The organism is Brevibacterium sp. UBA7493 (genome assembly GCF_002479565.1).
In the GTDB taxonomy this organism is placed as follows: domain Bacteria; phylum Actinomycetota; class Actinomycetes; order Actinomycetales; family Brevibacteriaceae; genus Brevibacterium; species Brevibacterium luteolum.
On sequence record NZ_DLOD01000022.1, the window covers coordinates 37,321 to 54,006 of the forward strand.

At 67.1% G+C, this 16,686-nt stretch carries 17 protein-coding genes; 3 read left to right on the forward strand and 14 right to left on the reverse strand.

Translation table 11 applies throughout. The features are described 5' to 3' along the window. Window positions 1-196 precede the first annotated feature (196 nt). The 3 genes from B4E96_RS12750 (at window position 197) to B4E96_RS12760 (ending at window position 2,488) form a co-directional block, all read left to right on the forward strand. Complete coding sequence (locus tag B4E96_RS12750) at window positions 197-658, forward strand: prevent-host-death protein (protein ID WP_102162578.1); 462 nt, start codon at window positions 197-199, stop codon at window positions 656-658. A 2-nt stretch (window positions 659-660) separates the two neighbouring features. Further along, window positions 661-1,011, forward strand: coding sequence for a hypothetical protein (locus tag B4E96_RS12755; RefSeq protein WP_286957899.1), 351 nt, complete (start codon window positions 661-663; stop codon window positions 1,009-1,011). A gap of 394 nt (window positions 1,012-1,405) precedes the next feature. Continuing rightward, on the forward strand, window positions 1,406-2,488 hold the full coding sequence (locus B4E96_RS12760) for a Glu/Leu/Phe/Val dehydrogenase dimerization domain-containing protein (RefSeq protein ID WP_259844756.1): 1,083 nt from the start codon (window positions 1,406-1,408) through the stop codon (window positions 2,486-2,488). Between the two features lie 62 nt (window positions 2,489-2,550). On the opposite strand, the gene B4E96_RS12765 is transcribed toward B4E96_RS12760, so the two are convergent. The 14 genes from B4E96_RS12765 to smc form a co-directional block, all read right to left on the reverse strand. Beyond that, complete coding sequence (locus tag B4E96_RS12765; RefSeq protein ID WP_102162575.1) at window positions 2,551-2,871, reverse strand: DUF2469 domain-containing protein; 321 nt, start codon at window positions 2,869-2,871, stop codon at window positions 2,551-2,553. Window positions 2,872-2,956: 85 nt separating this feature from the next. Continuing rightward, window positions 2,957-3,682 carry a ribonuclease HII gene (locus B4E96_RS12770; protein WP_286957901.1) on the reverse strand — a complete coding sequence of 242 codons (726 nt, stop codon included), beginning with the start codon at window positions 3,680-3,682 and terminating at the stop codon, window positions 2,957-2,959. Beyond that, a complete protein-coding gene (gene lepB, locus B4E96_RS12775) occupies window positions 3,666-4,337 on the reverse strand; it encodes a signal peptidase I (RefSeq protein WP_259844764.1) in 672 nt (223 codons plus the stop codon). Before lepB (B4E96_RS12775) ends, B4E96_RS12770 begins: the two co-directional genes overlap by 17 nt. Window positions 4,338-4,350: 13 nt before the next feature. Beyond that, window positions 4,351-5,001 carry a signal peptidase I gene (gene lepB / locus B4E96_RS12780; protein ID WP_286957904.1) on the reverse strand — a complete coding sequence of 217 codons (651 nt, stop codon included), beginning with the start codon at window positions 4,999-5,001 and terminating at the stop codon, window positions 4,351-4,353. Between the two features lie 20 nt (window positions 5,002-5,021). Further along, window positions 5,022-5,363, reverse strand: a complete 342-nt coding sequence (rplS, locus tag B4E96_RS12785; RefSeq protein WP_175292871.1) for a 50S ribosomal protein L19 — start codon at window positions 5,361-5,363, stop codon at window positions 5,022-5,024. A 201-nt stretch (window positions 5,364-5,564) separates the two neighbouring features. After that, on the reverse strand, window positions 5,565-6,458 hold the full coding sequence (gene trmD / locus B4E96_RS12790) for a tRNA (guanosine(37)-N1)-methyltransferase TrmD (RefSeq protein WP_286957905.1): 894 nt from the start codon (window positions 6,456-6,458) through the stop codon (window positions 5,565-5,567). Continuing rightward, window positions 6,458-6,991 (reverse strand): ribosome maturation factor RimM, encoded by a 534-nt coding sequence (gene rimM / locus B4E96_RS12795; RefSeq protein ID WP_259855638.1) that lies wholly within the window; start codon window positions 6,989-6,991, stop codon window positions 6,458-6,460. The genes trmD and rimM overlap by 1 nt, the downstream gene beginning before the upstream one ends. Before the next feature lie 23 nt (window positions 6,992-7,014). Then, complete coding sequence (locus B4E96_RS12800; RefSeq protein WP_286957907.1) at window positions 7,015-8,301, reverse strand: aromatic amino acid transport family protein; 1,287 nt, start codon at window positions 8,299-8,301, stop codon at window positions 7,015-7,017. A gap of 239 nt (window positions 8,302-8,540) precedes the next feature. Continuing rightward, window positions 8,541-8,771 (reverse strand): RNA-binding protein, encoded by a 231-nt coding sequence (locus B4E96_RS12805; RefSeq protein WP_102162568.1) that lies wholly within the window; start codon window positions 8,769-8,771, stop codon window positions 8,541-8,543. A 2-nt stretch (window positions 8,772-8,773) separates the two neighbouring features. Beyond that, window positions 8,774-9,250, reverse strand: coding sequence for a 30S ribosomal protein S16 (gene rpsP / locus B4E96_RS12810; protein ID WP_286957909.1), 477 nt, complete (start codon window positions 9,248-9,250; stop codon window positions 8,774-8,776). Between the two features lie 195 nt (window positions 9,251-9,445). After that, window positions 9,446-11,065: a signal recognition particle protein gene (gene ffh, locus B4E96_RS12815; protein ID WP_102162566.1), complete on the reverse strand. Its 1,620-nt coding sequence runs from the start codon at window positions 11,063-11,065 to the stop codon at window positions 9,446-9,448. 123 nt (window positions 11,066-11,188) lie between these two features. Next, window positions 11,189-12,331, reverse strand: coding sequence for a signal recognition particle-docking protein FtsY (ftsY, locus tag B4E96_RS12820; RefSeq protein WP_276544053.1), 1,143 nt, complete (start codon window positions 12,329-12,331; stop codon window positions 11,189-11,191). Between the two features lie 161 nt (window positions 12,332-12,492). Beyond that, window positions 12,493-12,867: a hypothetical protein gene (locus tag B4E96_RS12825; protein WP_225210457.1), complete on the reverse strand. Its 375-nt coding sequence runs from the start codon at window positions 12,865-12,867 to the stop codon at window positions 12,493-12,495. Window positions 12,868-13,036: 169 nt separating this feature from the next. Further along, window positions 13,037-16,618, reverse strand: coding sequence for a chromosome segregation protein SMC (gene smc, locus B4E96_RS12830; protein ID WP_286957911.1), 3,582 nt, complete (start codon window positions 16,616-16,618; stop codon window positions 13,037-13,039). Window positions 16,619-16,686: the final 68 nt, after the last annotated feature.

The window sequence follows — 16,686 nt, forward strand, 5'->3', positions numbered from 1 at the left end:
CTCCACCTCACCAGCGCATGCGGCTGGTGAGAACGCCTGCCCTACCGGTGTGGACGGACACCGATCGTGCACACCCGACCGGGCTCACGCCTCCGTGCCGGTCCACACCCAGCCAGTCGCGAGGTCAGCATCGGAGGGAAGACAGCCGCAGCAATAAACCCTAGACTTCCGAACACGTTCCGAATATGATGGATCTATGACCGCTGCTTCCGCCCTCCCTGCCTACACTCGGCGCTCGTCGGATCTGAGTAAGCACTCCGCCGAGGTCTTCGCCGAGGCTGAAGATCACCCCGTCACGGTGACGCGCCGAGACGGCGAAGCGCTCGTACTCATGTCGCAGCGCGAGGCAGACGCCCGCACTCACCTGCTTGACTTCGCTGCTCGGTTGCTGACCGTCGCCCTCGACGAATCCGGCACTCTCCCCGAACGCATGACGAGGTCGTTCCCGTGGATGCACGCTCTCTCTCCTGAGGACCGCGAGTCCTGCGCTCACAATCTCGTCGACGCCGCACGAGCGTCCTTCTCGACTGATCAACCGCACCTGGCGATCGCTGAGCTGACGTCGTGGAAGGAGACAGCCACGGCAATGGCCGCTGGACTCGGGAGTGCCGAACTCGAATGGCTCGACGAGGGTGACGACGTCGTGGAGCGCCCCTGACCGTGTCAGGCAGCAAGAAGGGCACGTTGGTTCCTCGGCCTCCGAACAAGGTCGAGTATGAAATCAGATTCGCTACCGCCGAAGCACAGAAGGGCTGGCGCGACCTCGTCGCAACCATCCGCAATCCGATGGCCGATACCTGGGATTTCCTCACCCGGGCGCCTTTGACCACCACTCCAACCAACTATCGGCTCAAGGGCCAGCTCGGACATCTTTCCCGAGGCGGAACCACGCACGAACGTTGGCAGCACAAACCGACCGCGAAAGGCACTGCTCGGATCTGGTACTTCGTCGTCGACAAGACTGTATTCCTCGAGCAGGTTCACACAAGCCACCCGAACGAGACGAAATAACCGCTCGCTGCCAGTCGCCGCGCCCAGCCGAATATTGCCAGAATCTGCATTTTCGGCCAATCCGCTTTTCGTGTGCCCACGCCATCATCTGCGCTGGATCACCCAGCCTCGAGTTTTTAACTCCCGAACTGCGCGAATTGTCGACACGTCCTGGAAAAGATCCGCGCCCGAAATCCCGGGGTCAAGGCTCATCAAACACCCACGTGCACAGGCGCGACGAGAAGGACAGCCAGAGTAGAAGTAGTACAGCCACCGGACCATCCCGCCCAGCTACCTCTGTCCGGCAGAACCGATGTACGGTGAGGTCAAAGGCCGCTCGCGCGAACCGCGTGCGGTTTTTGCACGGGCGCACATCCCGCGCCTGCTGCTCACACCTGAGACCGAAGGAGTCACCGTGGACCTCTTCTCGCACCCTGAGTTCGATCACCACGAGCAGGTCATCTTCTGCCATGACCGCGACCTCGACCTGCGCGCCATCATCGCCGTGCACGACACCACTCTCGGACCGGCTGCCGGAGGCTGCCGCATGTATCCGTACGAGTCCGAAGCCGATGCGCTCACCGACGTGCTGCGCCTTTCGCGCGGCATGACGTACAAGAACTCGATCGCCGGCCTGCCGCTGGGCGGCGGCAAGTGCGTCATCATCGCCGATCCGCACCGCCCCGACAAGGCAGAGGTGCTGCGCGCCTTCTCCAAGCACGTGCAGACACTCGGCGGCCGCTACTGGACCGCCATCGACGTCGGTGTCGGCCCCGAGGATGCCGACGTGCTGGCCGAGAACTGCGATTACATCTTCGCCCGCGCCAGCCAGTTCCCCGCAGGTGTCAGCACCTCCCAGTTCACCGCCCTCGGCGCGTTCACCTCGCTGCAGGCCGGTGTCGCACATGTGTGGAAGGAACGCGCCAAGGCCGACTCCTCGGATCCCGCTGACCGGGTGGACCTCTCCGGTCTGCGCGTGGCTGTGCAGGGGCTCGGCGGGACGGGCCGCGAACTGTGCCGGATGCTGCATGAGGCCGGTGCCGAGCTCGTCGTCTCCGACGTCTATCAGCCGGCTGTCGACTCCACCGTTGAGGCATTCGGCGCCACCGCTGTTCCCGCCGATGAGATCCATGCCCAGGATGTCGACGTGTTCGCACCCTGTGCTCTCGGCGGCATCATCAACGATGAGACGATCGGCGACATCAAGGCCCGCCTCATCAGCGGCATCGCCAACAACCAGCTCGCCACCCCGGCCCACGGCCAGCAGCTGCGTGAGCGCGGCATCGCCTACGTGCCCGACTTCCTCGCCAACGCCGGCGGTGTCATGGCCGCTGCGACGATGATCTACTCCGAGCCGTCGCTGGAGGGTTCGCGTGCCAGCGTGCTCTCGCTGTTCGATCGGGTCACGCAGGTCCTCGATCAGGCCGAGGCGGAGGGCCGTCCGGCTGCCGAGGTCGCTGAGGAGATGGCCGGTCAGCGCATCGCCGACGCTCGCTGATCCACAGGCGGCAGCGCAGAGCTGTGGCCGCACAACGACGTGTGGTCACAGCTCTTCGTCTTTCACGGGCGCAGCGACTGCGGCGGATCGAAGTCCTCGTTCTTGGCGATCTCTTCGATGTTGACGTCCTTGAAGGTCAGGATCGACACGTGCTTGACGAAGCGGGCGGTGCGGTAGGTGTCCCACACCCAGGCGTCTTTGAGGGTGACTTCGAAGTAGACGTCCGAGCCCTCGTGGTGGGCCTTGAGATCGACCGAATTGGCCAGGTAGAACCGCTGGTTGGTGTCGACGACATATGAGAACAGTCCGACGACGTCGCGGTACTCGCGGTACAGCTGCAGTTCTAAGTCGGCTTCGTAGTTTTCCAGGTCCTCGGCGCTCATGGCGTCATCCTATGCCACCGACCGCGGTTGCAGAATCTTCAACCGGCGGCAGTGGCTGGACAGCGAGCGTCTGCCCGGCTCGGGTTCAGACGTCGATGCGGAAGCTGCGTCGGTGATGCGGGCTCAGCCCGTGCGCGGCGACGCCGGCGCGGTGGGCCTGGGTGAGGTAGCCGACGTTGGAGTCCCAGGCGTAGCCGGGGTATTCGGTGGCCAAGGCGTGCATGAGCTCATCGCGGGCGACCTTGGCCAGCACGCTGGCGGCAGCGATCGTCACGCGGGTGCCGTCGCCCTTGATGATCGTGCGCACGTCCGGGACCTCGACCTCGGCGGCGGGTCCGAAGGTGTCGAAACAGTCGAGGGTGAGCGGGGAGGACAGCCAGTCATGGCTGCCGTCGAGCAGCACGAGGCTGGCCGGCGGCAGTGCGGCCAGGGCGCGCCGGCCGGCCAGGCACAGGGCCAGTGTGACGCCGAGAGCATCGATCTCGGCTGGTTCGGCAAAGGCGACGGCGGTGTGCTGCTGCCAGGCGGTGACAGTCTGGGCGATCGTCTGCCGGGCGGTGATGTTCAGCTGCTTGGAGTCGTGGATGCCTGCAGGGATGTCGCCTGCGAGCAGGTCAACCAGCCGATAGTGGACAGCACCGACGCCGATCGGCCCGGCCACGCAGCCGCGGCCGACCTCATCCATGCCGATGATCGACTCGACACCGCTGGCGGCAAGCTCGCGTTCGACGCTCAGGTCGCGCAGACCGGCAGCGGTGCTGCCGGTGCGGGTGGCGCGTTCGAGGGTGGCGGTGTCAGGGCTGCGGGACATCGGCGTATACCGCCTCCGGGTTCTTCAGCCGGCCGACCCGGTCAAACGGCCAGTTGCGTACGAACACAGTGCCCACCACCTTGTCCTCGGGGACGAAGGCACCGCCGGGTGCATCACCGTTGTAACGGGAGTCGAGTGAGTTGGTGCGGTTGTCGCCCATCATCCAGTAGTGCCCGGCCGGGACGTCTTCGGAGAACTCGATCTCCGAGGGCTCGGTTCCCTCACCGAGGTAGGTCTCATCCAGCGGCTGCCCGTTGACGGAGATGCGGCCTTGGGCATCGCAGCATTCGACGTGGTCGCCGCCGACGGCGATCGCCCGCTTGACGAGCTGGGTGCCGGCGTCGGAGGGGACGAGGCCGATGAATTCGAGGATCGGGTTGGGCTTGTAGTCGGCGACGAGCCCGGGTGAGAGCCACCCGCCGGGATCGGTGAAGACGACGATGTCCCCACGGTTGACCGTGTTGCCCGGCAGCTGGTTGGCCAGCACCCGGTCGTTGACGAGCAGGGTCGGCTCCATCGAGCTGGAGGGGATGTAGAAGGAGCGCACCACCCACGTCTTCACAGCCGTCGAGACGACCAGGGCGATGACGAGGATGACAGCGACCTCCACGAGGAAGGAACGCCAGCTCTTCTTCTCTGACTTTTTTCGGGCCACTCAGGCAGTCTACCTACTTGCCCCGGTCAACCGAGGAGCCGTGGCCGATGACAACGCCGATGACCCGGCGAGTGGGGACCATCCCGCCGCCGGGGCTGCCGAGCAGTGCACGCGAGTCGGTCGAGTTGTCGCGGTTGTCGCCCATGAGCCACAGCCGGTCGGCGGGCACGTCGACGGCGAACGGGGTGGCCGAGGCCGGGTGGTCGGCACTCGGAGCAGAGGCAAGATAGGGCTCGTCGAGCTCTTCGCCATTGCGGATGAGCCTGCCGTCATCCGAGCAGCATTCGAGGGTGTCGCCGGGTCCGGCGATGACGCGTTTGATGAAGAACACGTCGCCGGGTCCGGCGCCGAACCAGGAGCCGACCTGCTGGGCGGCGTTCGGCGGGCTGGTCGGCAGGAAGGAGCCGCGGCCGTCGATGACGACGACATCACCGGTGTCGATGCTGCCGGTCAGCGCGTCGGCGCGCAGCACCGTTACCTGGTTGCCGGGCCGGAATGTCGGCTCCATCGACTCCGAGGGGATCGAGAACGACTGGACGCCCAGTGCCCGGATGCCGGCGGCGGTGAGCACGGCGACGATCGCGAGGATTGCGATGACACGCAGCCACCGCCTCGGGCGCGGCGAAGGGCGCGACTGTGCAGTCACGCCCTTCGCCGGTGTCATGGTCTCGCTGTGGCGAGTGATCAGCGCTTCTCGCGGATGCGCGCTGCCTTGCCGCGCAGGTTGCGCAGGTAGTACAGCTTCGCGCGGCGCACGATGCCGCGGGAGACGACGTCGATGCGCTCGACGGTCGGCGAGTGGAGCGGGAAGGTGCGCTCAACGCCGACGCCGAAGCTGATCTTGCGCACGGTGAAGGTCTCCGAGATGCCGGCACCCTGACGGCGGATGACGACACCCTTGAACATCTGGATACGCGAGCGGCTGCCCTCGATGACGCGGACGGCGACGTCAACGGTGTCGCCTGCGCGGAACTCGGGGAGGTCCGTCTTCATCGACTTCTTGTCGACAATGTCAAGCTTCTGCATGATGTGTTCTCCTGTGTGCTCGCCTCGGGTCGGCACAGCTTCGATCAGCCCGGCGCACGGCCGGTGACGAGATGAGTTCGTCTGCCGGAACGGTGTTCCTCTGCTGCGCTCACCTGCTGGCATGATCCTCATGGGCTAACGGTGGGCGCTGGCACCTGCTCCCCCGGGGCAGATCGGTGCCAACAAACGCAATGCTCTATCTTAGCCGCCGGGTCCGCCGGGCTCAACTTCGCGTGCGGCCTCGGTGAGCACCTGGCGGTCGCGGGCGTCGAGGGCCGCGTCGGGGAGGCCGGCGAGCAGGTCGGGGCGGGTCCGCTGGGTGCGGATGAGCCGCTGGTCGCGCCGCCACCGCGCGATCGCGGCGTGGTTGCCTGAGAGCAGCACGTCGGGCACCGGATGTCCGCGCCAGTCGGCGGGTTTGGTGTAGACGGGGTATTCGAGGAGGCCGTCCTCGTAGCTCTCCTCGATCAGCGACTCCGGGTTGCCCATGAATCCGGGGATGAGGCGGGCGACGGCTTCGATGATGACAAGTGCGGCGACCTCGCCGCCGTTGAGCACGTAGTCGCCGATCGAGACGAGTTCGACGTCGAAGTCGCCTCCTGCCCAGTCGATAACCCGCTGGTCGATGCCCTCATAGCGCCCACAGGCGAACACGAGATGCGGCCGGACTGCCAGCCGGCGGGCGTCAGCCTGGGTGAAGGGGGCACCGGCCGGCGAGGGGACGATGAGCACCGGCTTCTCCCCCACCTCGGCGGCATCCGTGCCCAAGGCGGTGGTCGCCTGGGTGCCATCGCTCGACCCTGCCAGGTCGGCCCGCCCTGCCAGGTCGGCCCGCTCTGTGAGGTCGGCCCGCTCCGCGAGGTCGGCCAGCCCGGCGACGTGGCTGAGTGCCTGGGCCCATGGTTCGGGCTTCATGACCATACCCGCACCCCCGCCGTAGGGGGTGTCGTCGACGGTGCGGTGCCGGTCGGTGGTCCAGTCGCGCAGGTCGTGGATGCCGACGTCGAGGAGGCCTGCGGCCATCGCCTTGCCGGTCAGGGAGAGTTCAAGCGGGGCGAGGTAGTCGGGGAAGATCGAGATGACGTCGATGCGCATCAGTCGTCGAACCCCGGGATGAGGCCGGCGGGCGGGGTGAGCACGATGCGTCCGGCGTCGATGTCGACGTCCGGGACGATCTCGGCGACGAAGGGCACGAGGATCTCCTCATCGGAGTCGCTGCGCTCGACCTGTTGGGCGGAGGGTGTGATGTGCAGCAGGTCCTGTGCCGCGCCGGGGCTGACCCCGGAGACCTTCCCGACGAGGTGTTCGCCGATGAGGGCGTCGGCGCCGATGAGGTCGTCGATGTACCAGGCGTCCTCATCGTCGTCATCGGTGTCCTCTGCATCGACGGTAATGAGGGTGTTGCGGATCTCCTCGGCCCGGTTCCGGTCAGGCACCTCCGCGAAGCTGAGCAGCAGCCGGTCGCGGTGCCAGCGGGCGCGGGTGAGCGTCAGCGGGCCGATATCAGGCTCGGTGCCGAACACCGCCTCGGGAACGAAGCGCTCATCGGGTTCGTCGGTGCGGACTTCGACGGTCATCTCACCGCGGATGCCGTGCGGTTTGCCCAGGCGGGCGACTACTGTGCTCATGACTCCAACGGTATCGCAGGCGCTCACGTCCAGCCGTTGGGCACGAGGCCGATGATCGTCAGCAGCGAGTAGATGAACGCGCCGGTGAACACGGTGATCATGGCGATGCGGATGACCGGGTGAGCGACCCAGCCGGCCTGCCAGGCCGGTTCGACGTCACCGGTGCGCCGGGCGCGGGTGAGCATGAGGACTGGAACGACCGCCATGACCGCACCGGCGAAGGCACCGGCGTAGCCGAGGGCGGAGACGAATCCGGCCAGCCCGATGAGACCGATGGCAAATGGGACGAGGCAGGCTGCCGCGATCGAGATCGCGCGGTGCCGGTAGTTGCTCTCCTGCAGGTTGAAACGGTCGAGGATGTTCGTGTGCAGGGTCAGGCCGAGCGCCCAGAACGAGGTGAGCATCGCCAGCGCGGCGAAGATGTTGGCCAGGTAGTAGGCAACAGGTCCGAGCTGCTGGCCCCAGCCGAGGGTGACGACCGGGGTGAGTCCGTCGTGGCCCATGAGCCCGAGCGCTGAGAGCGGGATGAGGGCGAGCAGCGTGCCGGTGGCGACCATGCCGGTGACGATGGCGCGCGGGAGCATGCGCGGGTTGTGCTCGGCCAGGCCGCGGGCGAGTTCGGGCACGATGTACTGGGCGAGGAAGGCGAAGACGGTGAGGTTGACGATCGGGATGATGAAGTAGGGCTTGAAGTACGTCAGGTTGGCGATGTCGATGCCAGGGCCGAACAGCGTCCAGGCGACGAGGCTCAGGCAGATGATGAGCATCGTGGTGGTGATGAGCTGCTCGGACCGGCCAGTGGCGTGCAGGCCGAACCAGATGACGGTGATGCCGGGGATGAGGAAGATGAGGCTGCCAAGCGTCGGTGAGATGCCGAGCAGGTTCGACAGGATCTCCCCGGAGCCGGTCGAGTAGGCGATCATCGCTCCGTAGCCGTTGACGAGCACGCCTGCGAAGACGAGCCAGGATCCGGCCTGGCCGATGTAGCGGCGGGCGAGGCCGGCCAGCTGCATGGGCTTGCGGGTGCGCAGGGCGACCTCGGCGACGTAGAGCATCGAGCAGGTGGTGAGGAATCCAGAGAGGACAAGGGCGATGACGAGGGCGGTGAATCCGCCTTCGCGCATGCCGTAGGGCAGGCTGAGGATGCCGGCGCCGATGTTCGTGCCGAAGATCATCGCCACGCCCTGCCAGAACGTGATCGAGACCCGCTTGAGGCTGCCCTCCGCACCCGAGGTGGTGGTCACGGCGGTGGTGGTCGCGGGTTCGGCAGTGGATACGGCAGCAGTGCCGGCGGTGTCGTGCGGTCTCATCGTCGGGGTTGTCCTTTGTGAATGAGAACGAGCACGCACCGCACCTGGTTCAGGTGTCAGTCGTGCTCGTTCACGGCTGTCTCATCGGCCGCGTGTGCGCGGCGCTGACCAGCACTGTAGCACCGCCGTCAGCCAGGCCTGCCTGCGGGTCCCAGCCACCGCCTCGGGAGCGGATGCGAAAGCCCCGGCACCTCCCACTTGGGGTGGTGCCGGGGCTTCTCAGCTGTATGCGGCTGCGCTTATGCCTCGATGAGGTCGACGCGCACCTGTTCGCGGCCGGCGAGGGCGCTCATGACGGTGCGCAGCGCCTTGGCGGTGCGACCTGAGCGGCCGATGACGCGACCGAGATCGTCGGGGTGGACGCGGACTTCGAGCGTGGTGCCGCGCTGCGATCCGCGCGAACGCACCGAGACATCATCGGGGTTGTCGACGATGCCGCGCACGAGGTGGTCGAGAGCCTGGGAGAGCATGATCAGCTCTCTTCGCTTCCAGCCTCGGCTGATTCCTCAGCCGGGGCCCCAGCGGTCTCGTCAGCCTTGTCCTCGGCAGGTGCCTCGGCGGCCTCGTCGGACTTCTCCTCAGCCTGCTCGGCCTCGTCGTCCTTCTTGGTCTGCTTGACGACCGAGTCGGCGGCGGGGGCGGTGAAGCCCTCCTTCTCCTGCTGCGGCTTGACCGAGCTCTCGGTGCTGCCTTCGCCGGTGAACTTCGCCCAGTCGCCGGTGAGCTTCAGCAGTGCCTTGACCTGGTCGGTCGGCTGGGCGCCGACGGACAGCCAGTACTGTGCGCGCTCGGAGTCGATCTCGACGACCGAGGGCTCACGGGTCGGGTGGTAGATGCCGATCTCCTCGATCGCGCGGCCGTCACGGCGGGTGCGGGAGTCGGCAACGACAACACGGTAGAAGGGTGCACGGATCTTGCCCATGCGGGTGAGTCGAATCTTGACTGCCACTGTAGTGGTGTCTCCTTTTGCATGTTAGGTGCTGCAAGCGTCACCGCATCCGTGGGGATGGACTCAGCTGACGCGCGCGTGGACCGGACTGCGCTGCGGTTGAGAGGGTCCGAGCACAGTCGAGTACAAGCGAATATTCTGCCAGAAATGCGCACGCCGCGCCAACCGGAGTCAACCGGCAGGCCGGCGGGTGTGTCAGTCCTTGCCGAAGATCCCGCCGAAACCCTTGGGCAGCTTCGAGAGATCGATGTCCTCGTCCTTGTCCAGGCCGAGGTTGCCGAAGGCCGAGCCGGTCGGGGTCGGCTCCTTGCCCTCGCGCTTGAGCTGTGCGAGCTTCTCCTGCTCAGCGCGCTTGGCCGGGTTGCCGGACTTGCCGGCGGCCTTGCCCTTCTTGCCCTTCTTCTTGCGGCTGGGACCGCGACCGCCGGGTGCTCCGGGCAGACCGCCCATACCGGGCATGCCTCCCATGCCGGGGGCGCCACCGGGCTGACCGCCCATGCCGGGCATGCCGCCGCCCTTGCCCATCTGGCGCATCATCTTCTGGGCTGCCGCGAAGCGCTCCATGAGCTGGTTGACCTGGGTGACGGTGGTGCCCGAGCCCTTGGCGATGCGGGCGCGGCGGGAGCCGTTGAGGATCTTGGGGTTGGTGCGCTCCTGCGGGGTCATCGACTTCACGATCGCCTCGACCCGGTCGACCTCGCGCTCATCGAAGGCCTCGAGCTGCTCCTTGTACTGGCTCATGCCCGGCATCATGCCGATCATCTTCTTCAGCGAGCCCATCTTCTTCACCGCAGCCATCTGCGTAAGGAAGTCGTTGAGGTCGAAGTCCTCGCCGGCCTGGACCTTCTTCGCCAGCTTCTGCGTCTGCTCCTGGTCGAAGGTCTTCTCGGCCTGCTCGATGAGGGTGAGGATGTCACCCATGTCGAGAATGCGGTCGGCCATCCGGTCGGGGTGGAACTGTTCGAAGTCCTTCATGCCCTCGCCGGTGGAGGCGAACATGATGGGCTTGCCGGTCACCTGGGCGACGGAGAGCGCGGCACCACCGCGGGAGTCGCCGTCGAGCTTGGAGAGCACGACACCGGTGAAGTCGACGCCTTCGAGGAACGCCTCAGCGGTCTGCACGGCGTCCTGGCCGATCATCGCGTCGATGACGAAGAGGACCTCGTCGGGGTTGACGGCTGCGCGGATGTCGGCGGCCTGCTGCATGAGGACTTCGTCGATGCCCAGTCGGCCGGCGGTGTCGACGATGACGACGTCGTGCAGCTTCGACTTGGCCACTCCGATGGCATCGGTTGCAACCTTGACGGGGTCGCCGACGCCGTTGCCGGGTTCGGGCGCGTAGGTGTAGGCGCCGGCGCGCTCACCGACGATCTGCAGCTGGTTGACGGCGTTGGGCCGCTGCAGGTCAGCAGCGACGAGCATCGGCCGGTGGCCTTCGGACTTGAGCCAGTGGGCGAGCTTTCCAGCCAGGGTGGTCTTACCGGCACCCTGAAGGCCAGCGAGCATGATGACCGTCGGCGGGCGCTTGGCGAACTGCAGGCGGCGAGTCTGTCCGCCGAGGATGGAGACGAGTTCGTCGTTGACGATCTTGACGACCTGCTGGCCGGGGTTCAGTGCTGCTGAGACCTCGGATGACAGCGCGCGTTCGCGCACATTGCCGGTGAAGGTGCGCACGACCGGCAGCGCGACGTCGGCGTCAAGCAGCGCGCGCCGGATTTCCCGGATCGTGGCATCGACATCTGCTTCGGACAGGCGGCCCTTGCCGCGCAGGTTCTTGAAGGTCGATGTCAGACGATCGGAGAGTGAATTGAACACGAAGGTCTTCAGCTTTCGTCAGAGTCAGTACTTGTCAACATCTCAGGATAACGCACGGCAACCGGTCACCGCATGGCCAGCGTTCCGGTCGTCACACCGTGAAGGCGCCGGCTCCCGGAGCTGTTATTCGGCCAGCAGGGCGTCGACGAATCCTGCCGCGTCGAAGGGCGCGAGGTCGTCAGCGCCCTCACCAAGGCCGATGAGCTTGACCGGCACGCCGAGAGCGCGCTGGACGGCGACGACGATGCCGCCCTTGGCGGTGCCGTCGAGCTTGGTGAGCACGATGCCGGTGATGTGGACGGCTTCGGAGAACACCTTGGCCTGCTGCATGCCGTTCTGCCCGGTGGTCGCGTCGAGGACGAGGAGCACCTCGTCGATGTCGTGGCCCTCTTCGCTCAACGGGCGGGAAGCCACACGCTTGACCTTGCCGAGCTCGTCCATCAGGTCGCGCTTGTTCTGCAGGCGCCCGGCGGTGTCGATGAGCACGACGTCAGTGCCGTCGACCTTGCCCTGTTCGACTGCGGCATAGGCGACCGAGGCGGGATCGGCACCCTCTTCTCCCCTGATCGTCTCAACACCGACGCGCTCACCCCAGGTGGTCAGCTGCTCGGCAGCCGCAGCACGAAAGGTATCGGCTGCGCCGAGACGCACGCTGCGGCCCTCGGCGACGAGCACACGGGCGATCTTGCCGACCGTCGTCGTCTTGCCGGCACCGTTGACGCCGACGACTAGCACGACGGCCGGGTCGCCGCCAGGCGTGCCGGAGTTCTCGCGTTCGACATTGAGGCGACGGTCCATGGTCGGGTCGACGACGTTGATGAGCTCTTCGCGCAGCAGTTCCCGGACGGTCTCCGGTTCGCGGGTTCCAAGCACGCGGACGCGTTCGCGCAGCCGGTCGACGAGTTCGGTGGTGGTGTCGACGCCGAGGTCGGCCATGATGAGGGTGTCCTCGATCTCCTCCCACGTCGCCTCATCAAGCGTGTCGCGTGAGAGCAGGGCGAGCAGGCCGCGGCCGAGCGTGGAGTTCGACTTCGACAGCCGGTTGCGCAGCTTGGCCAGCCGTGTCGTGGGTTCGGTCGGTGTCTCAACCGCGACCGGCGCCTCGGGCTCTTCACCGGGTTCGAGGCCCGGCTCCTCGGTCAGGTCCGGCAGCTCGCTTTCCGGCGGGGCGGGCTTGCGGCGCTTCGGAACGAAGAGGAAGGCTCCGCCGATGATGAGCACGGCGGCGCCGATGAGCACGATCCACAGCAGTGAGTCTCCGGTCAGGAGGTCCACGTTCAACTCCAAACAGTAGGCAGGCCGGCCATGTGCGACGGCGTTGGTCGGCGGTCAGTCACGGGGAAGGTCATGATCTCAGGTGCCCGGGTGGGGCGCTTCACTGTGCACAGTGCCATGTGCGTGTGCGGTTGGCAAGCTGCCAGCTGGGCCTATCCGAACAGCAGGGTGATGGCGGTGCGGAAGCCCGATCCGGTCTCGGGCACCTTCCAGTGCCGGGTGCGCGGCCGGAAGGTCAGCAGCGGCGGGGTGCAGTGGCGGCGCGGCTGGGGGCGCAGCACATAGGAGTGCTCGCGCATTGCGGTGACGGCGGCCTGTTCGCGGGTGGCCAGGTGCGAGGTCTCCTCGTCGTGGCCGAAGAACCCGTAGGCGTCATCGTCGTATCCGGTCCATTCGCTCGGCAGCCGGAAGCGCTGGGTGCGGTCGCTCTTGATCCGGCCTTCGGACTGCAGGCCCGGCAGGGCGACGACGAGCACGATGACGAGGCCGATGAGCACCGTGGCTCCCATGCCGATGAGGACTGCCATGCCGCCGCCTATGCCCATGGCGTCTCCGAAATGGGCTGACCTGCGGGCATGGGCGGGGAGCTCCTTCTTCTACCGGTGTCCGTGTACTCGTGAACGCCCAGCACCTCGGCGATGAGCATTCGTCCTTTTCAGTGTATATCCCCGCCTGCTCATCGCTTGACGGGTCGGGTTATTCGGTGCGGTGAATTCGCTGAGAGATTACCTTTGAGACTCCGTCGCCGTGCATAGTGACGCCGTAGAGGGCGTCGGCGATCTCCATCGTGCGCTTCTGGTGGGTGATGACGATGAGCTGGGAGGACTCCTGCAGCTCCTGGAACACCGTGAGCAGGCGTGAGAGGTTGAGGTCGTCGAGGGCGGCTTCAACTTCGTCCATGACGTAGAACGGGCTCGGGCGGGCCTTGAAGATCGCCACGAGCATGGCGATCGCCACCAGGGAGCGCTCACCGCCGGAGAGCAGCGAGAGCCGCTTGACCTTCTTGCCCGCTGGCCGGGCGTAGACGTCGACGCCGGTGGCGAGCATGTCATCGGGTTCGGTGAGTTCGAGCCGGCCCTCACCGCCCGGGAAGAGCCGGGAGAAGATGTCGGCGAACTCTCGCTGGGTGTCAGCGAACGCCTCGGCGAAGACGGTGCGGACGTGCTCATCGACGTCGTCGACGAGCCCCAGCAGGTCGCGCCGGCTCGCCTCGATGTCGTTGATCTGGTTTTCGAGGTAGTCGTGACGCTCGTTGAGCGCGGCGTACTCCTCCAATGCCAGCGGGTTGACCGCGCCGATCTTCTTCAGCTCCTTCTCGGCAGCGGCATGGGCTTTCTCGACGTCGGCGCGGACGTAGGGCACCTCCCCGGCCGAGGTCTCGTCGTCTTCATCCTCGGTGCTGCCCTGCCCGTCGAGGCTCGGCACCGGCATGTGCGGGCCGAACTGGTCGACGAGGTTCTCCGGGGACAGGCCGATGTCCTCACGCGCCCGGCGGGTGAGCTCATCAAGGGTGAGCACGAACCGCTCGCGTGCCAGCTGGGCTTGGTGTTCGGCATCGGTGACGGCGGTGAGCTCATCGGCCTGGCTCGCGCGGGACTCGCGCAGCCGCCGCAGCTCCTCGTCGAGCTGTTCGTGCCGGGTCTTCGATTCGGCCAGTTCGGCCTCGGCGCGGGCTTCGATATCCTTGAGCCGGGTCGCCAGCGCTTCGGCGAGCCGTTCGATGACGCGGGCGGATTCTGCCTGGGCGCGCCGCCGTGCTGCGGACCGGGCGGCTTGGGCGCGGGCGTCCTCTTCCTGCTTGGCGGCCCGTTCGAGGCCGCGGATCCGGTCGGTGAGGAATCCGACGCGGTCGCTGAGTCCGCGTTCGGCGATGCGGGCTTCCATCACCTCATCGCCAAGCCCTGCGACGCGTGCGGCGAGGGCGTCGCGTTCGCTCGTGTCCGGTTCCTCTTCGACGTGGTCGGTGTTGGCTTTGAGCGCGGTTTCGGCGCGTTCGAGTTCGGCTTCGGCTGTCGCGATGTCGTCGGCCAGCCTGCTGCGGGTCTCCTCGGTGCCGGCCAGCGTCTTCTCCAGACGCTGGACTTCCTCTGCCGCCCGCGAGACTTCCTGCCCGACGGCCACGATCTGCGCATCGGAGGCATACAGCTTCTCCAGTGCCTCATCGACTGCGGTCTGTGCCGCACTGATGCCGGGTTCGGCATCAGCCAGGCGCTTCTCGACGGCAGCCAGCGCGTGTTCGAGCGCCTCGACCTTCTCGGCGGTTTCGGCCAGCGCCTGCCGCGAGGCGATGCGCGCGCCCTCCCCGGAGCTCGCCCGCGCCACCCGGAAGGGTGAGAACACCTCACCGGCCGGGGTGACGAAGGTCTTCCCGCCGGCCTCGCGGGCTCGCGAGGCTGCGGTGTCAGCGGAGTCGACGACGATGACATCGCCGAGGCTGGCCTGCAGCAGGGCGGCCAGTCCGGAATGTCTGGTCGAGACGAGGTCGAGTGCCGGCACCCCACGGCTCAGATCGGGGGCATCCGCGCCCGAGGCGGAGGTCGCCGAGGCACCCGCCGTCTCCTTGGCTGTGTTCGATGTTCCGGCGACGACGAGGTCGACGTCGGTGTCCTCACCGACGTGGTTGAGGACGGCGAGCGCTGCGTCGATGTCGTCGACGACGACAGCTCCGGCGAGTTCGCCGAGAACGGCGGTGATCGCGGTTTCGCAGCCGGGGGTGATGACGAGCTGATCGCCGACGGCACTCTGGATGCCGGGCAGTCCGCTGTCGAGCAGCTCAGCGGTCTCGGCGGCCAGCCGGGTGCTCATCTGCAGCGCTTCGACCCGGGCCCTGGCCTGCCCGAGTTCGGTGCGGATCTCGTCGCGTTCGGCTTCGTCCTGCGACTTCGTCTCCTGCAGAGCGGTGAGCTTCGCAAGTGCTGCTTCGTGGGCTTCATCGAGCGCGGTCTCCCCGGATTCGGTGTCCTGCGCCTGCTGCTGGGCTGAGGCCAGTGCCGTCTTCGCCTCGTCGAGCCTTCTGGTGAGGGACGATTCCTGTTCGTCGAGGCCCGCGAGCTGACGCTGGGCATCAGCGAGGGTCTTGCGCGCGACATCGCGGGCGGATTCGACACTGGAGCGCTCCCGCAGCCGCTGGGCAATGCGCTGGCGCTGGACGGTGAGCTGCTGCTCGGCTTCCTTCAGCTTCCCGGCTGCCGCATCGCGCCGGGTGGTGAGCTCGGCGAGTTCGGCGGCTTTCTGCGCGTGATCGGCTGCCACGGTTTCGAGTTCCTCTTCGAACTTCGCAGCCCTGGCACGGATCGCATCGGGGCTGTCGCCGCCGCTGCGTTCGACCGGGGCCTGTTCGAGGAACCCGATCCGGTCGCCTGCCCGCTGGGCCAGCGCGGTGGCGCGGGTGGCGCGGTTGCCGGCGGTGCGCAGCCGGGTGCGGATCGCCTCGGTGCCGGAGTCGTGGTCGCGCAGCTGTGTCTCGACTGCGCGGATCCGCTCGTCGATGTCGGTGAGCGCGGCCTGCAGCTGTTCGCGGCGCTGCTGGGAGTCCTCGGGCCCGGTGATGGTCTCCAGCCGGGCCTGGACTTGGACGATGTCGTCGGCGAGCAGCCGGGCGGCGGTGTCGCGTAGGGTCGCCTGCACGACGGCGGCGCGTTTGGCTGCCTTGGCCTGCCGGCCGAGCGGGCCGAGCTGCCGGGCGAGTTCGGCGCGCAGGTCGGCGACCCGGTCGAGGTTGGTCTGCAGTCCGGTGAGCTTGCGCAGCGCCTTGTCCTTGCGGCGGCGATGCTTGAGCACGCCGGCGGCCTCTTCGATGAAGCCGCGGCGCTCGAGTGGGTCGGCGTGCAGGATCTGGTCGAGCCGGCCCTGCCCGAGGATGACGTGCATCTCCTTGCCCAGACCGGAGTCGTTGAGCAGCTCCTGGATGTCGAGCAGCCGGGCCGGTGCGCCGTTGACGGCGTACTCGCTGCCGCCGGTGCGGAACAGCGTCCGGGAGATCGTCACCTCGGTGTACTCGATCGGAATCGCACCGTCGGTGTTGTCGATCGTCAGTGACACCTCGGCGCGTCCGAGGGCCTGCCGAGAGGAGGTGCCGGCGAAGATGACGTCGTCCATCTTCCCGCCGCGCAGATTCTTCGCCCCCTGCTCCCCCATCACCCAGGCCAGCGCGTCGACGACGTTGGACTTGCCCGAGCCGTTGGGCCCGACGACACAGGTGATACCGGGTTCGAAGGCGAGCGTGGTGGCTGAGGCGAAGGACTTGAAACCGCGCAGCGTCAGCGACTTCAGGTACATCGCCTCAGCTCCTCTCGACGGTCCGTTGTGCCCCTGAGTCCACCCTGCCGGTGGGGACAGGCGGGGAT

Coding starts and splice junctions, on each gene's coding strand:
- rplS (WP_175292871.1), bottom strand. CDS start 5,363: ATGCAGAAGCTTGACATTGTCGACAAGAAGTCGATGAAGACGGACCTC.
- rimM (WP_259855638.1), bottom strand. CDS start 6,991: ATGAGCACAGTAGTCGCCCGCCTGGGCAAACCGCACGGCATCCGCGGT.
- lepB (WP_286957904.1), bottom strand. CDS start 5,001: ATGACACCGGCGAAGGGCGTGACTGCACAGTCGCGCCCTTCGCCGCGC.
- B4E96_RS12750 (WP_102162578.1), top strand. CDS start 197: ATGACCGCTGCTTCCGCCCTCCCTGCCTACACTCGGCGCTCGTCGGAT.
- B4E96_RS12825 (WP_225210457.1), bottom strand. CDS start 12,867: ATGGCAGTCCTCATCGGCATGGGAGCCACGGTGCTCATCGGCCTCGTC.
- smc (WP_286957911.1), bottom strand. CDS start 16,618: ATGTACCTGAAGTCGCTGACGCTGCGCGGTTTCAAGTCCTTCGCCTCA.
- trmD (WP_286957905.1), bottom strand. CDS start 6,458: ATGCGCATCGACGTCATCTCGATCTTCCCCGACTACCTCGCCCCGCTT.
- B4E96_RS12800 (WP_286957907.1), bottom strand. CDS start 8,301: ATGAGACCGCACGACACCGCCGGCACTGCTGCCGTATCCACTGCCGAA.
- B4E96_RS12765 (WP_102162575.1), bottom strand. CDS start 2,871: ATGAGCGCCGAGGACCTGGAAAACTACGAAGCCGACTTAGAACTGCAG.
- B4E96_RS12805 (WP_102162568.1), bottom strand. CDS start 8,771: ATGCTCTCCCAGGCTCTCGACCACCTCGTGCGCGGCATCGTCGACAAC.
- B4E96_RS12770 (WP_286957901.1), bottom strand. CDS start 3,682: ATGTCCCGCAGCCCTGACACCGCCACCCTCGAACGCGCCACCCGCACC.